Annotated in this window: 2 protein-coding genes; one reads left to right on the top strand and one right to left on the bottom strand. The window is 55.0% G+C overall.

Features of this window, described 5'->3' with window-relative positions:
• The coding region (locus ACXJ5O_RS25355) for a tripartite tricarboxylate transporter substrate-binding protein (protein WP_457302321.1) at nucleotides 1-603 on the bottom strand (603 nt) is incomplete at its 3' end.
• A gap of 238 nt (nucleotides 604-841) precedes the next feature.
• Between ACXJ5O_RS25355 and ACXJ5O_RS25350 the strand changes: the two genes are divergently transcribed.
• Nucleotides 842-2025: amidohydrolase family protein (locus ACXJ5O_RS25350; protein ID WP_457302320.1), on the top strand; the 1184-nt coding region annotated here is incomplete at its 3' end.

Genomic DNA, 2025 nt, shown 5'->3' with positions numbered 1-2025 from the left:
CATCAAATCCACCTGACCACCCAGGAGATCTGTCATGGCAGGACCAGTGCCTTTGTAAGGTACAGTTGTCAGCGGCGTCTTGATCTCGCTCATGAACAACATCCCGCAGAGATGAGAGGCAGCGCCAATACCGGCATTCGCAAGGGTGATTTTGTCGGCATTTGCCTTGACGTATTCGACAAGGCCTTTGAGATCAGTCGGCTCGAAGTCCTTCTTTGCTACAATGGTCATCGGAACATCTGTGACAAGCCCCACATATTCGAAGGCGTTTAGCGTGTCATAGGGCAGCTTGCGATATAGCGTGGCGCTGGTTGCCATGCCGATGTGATGCAGCAACAGCGTGTATCCATCCGGCTCTGCCTTGGCTACCTGGGAGGCTCCCAGCGTGCCGCCTGCTCCGCCGACATTTTCTACAATGATCTGCTGACCGAGGTCCTTAGACATGCTTTCTGCGACAAGTCTGGTAACGGTATCAGTGGGCCCGCCCGCTGCGAACGGCACGACCATGGTAATACTGCGTTCGGGATAACCCTGCGCAAATGCACTACCCGAGGTGAGAGCAATGGCAGCTGTAGCGGCCAGTAATGTAAAGAGTTTGAGCATTAAATTTCCTCCCAGAATAACGCTTATGAATTGCCGCAGTCAGACAAGCCAACATTTTCTCCCCGGTCATTGGCAATTCCGTTTCGACGCGGCGCATGAGACCTATCGGACGCAACGATCGTGGTTCTGTCAAGCAATTCATGGATTTCCCCGAATTTTTTGAGAATTCTACTGTGAACAGCCCAGTCATGTTGTTTTTTGGTATATGCATATTCGAAGAGATCAGGCGATCGGAGTGATGACGATGAGCAAACCGGCAGGCAAACCAGCGACATGGACGGAATCAGCGCCGTTGCTCGTGGACGTTGCTATGGGCCGCAAGGATGCGGATCTGGTTGTCCGCAACGGTCGTTTGGTAAGCGTCTATTCCGGAGAGATCATTGCAGGTACCGATCTTGCCATCGTGGCCGGACGCTTTGCTTTTGTCGGGCAAGGAGCGGAACACTGCATCGGGCCGAAAACGAAGGTCGTTGACGCGGGTGGGCGTTATCTGGTGCCTGGTCTGTGCGACGCGCATATGCATGTCGAAAGCGGTATGGTCACGGTGACTGAGTTTACGCGGGCCGTCATTCCTCATGGCACTACTTCGATGTTCATCGATCCGCACGAGATCGCCAATGTGTTGGGGCTCGATGGYGTCCGCCTGATGCACGACGAAGCGCTTGCCATGCCGATCAATGTGCACGTGCAGATGCCGAGTTGCGTTCCATCGGCGCCGGGATTGGAGAATGCAGGCGCTTCTATAAGCCCGGACGATGTTGCCGAAGCGATGACATGGCCCAATATCATCGGTCTCGGCGAGGTGATGAACTTTCCTGGCGTCGCCAACAACGATGCAACTATGCGGGGTGGCATTGACGCCACTGTAAACGCCGGAAAGACTGTTGGAGGGCATTTCGCATCGCCTGAGCTTGGACGTGCCTTTCATGGATATGTTGCCGGTGGTCCTGAAGATGATCACGAAGGTACCCGCATGGAGGACGCCATTGCCCGTGTGCGTCAGGGCATGCGGGCTATGCTCCGCCTTGGATCCGCTTGGTATGATGTTGCCCGCCAGATCAAAGCGGTTACGGAGCAGGGTCTCGATCCGCGCAATTTTATCCTGTGCACTGATGACAGTCACTCCGGCACGCTTGTAAACGAAGGTCACATGGACCGTGTTGTGCGTCACGCCATAGCCCAGGGGCTAAAACCTGTGACGGCGATCCAGATGGCGACACTCAATACAGCGCAGCACTTTCGGCTGGAGCGGGAGATCGGCTCGATCACACCGGGACGACTTGCAGATTTCCTTATTGTATCGGACTTGCCGAATCTGACGATCGACCGTGTTTACGCGCGGGGCGTGCTTGTGGCGGAGAAAGGTAAGCTCGTCGCTGAGATTCCGGCCTACAACTATCCGGCATTCGCCAAGAATACGAT

It is taken from the genome of Phyllobacterium sp. P5_D12, assembly GCF_054049495.1.
The sequence above is the reverse complement of the archived record's forward strand: the minus strand, read 5'-3'. Positions and strand labels throughout refer to the sequence as shown.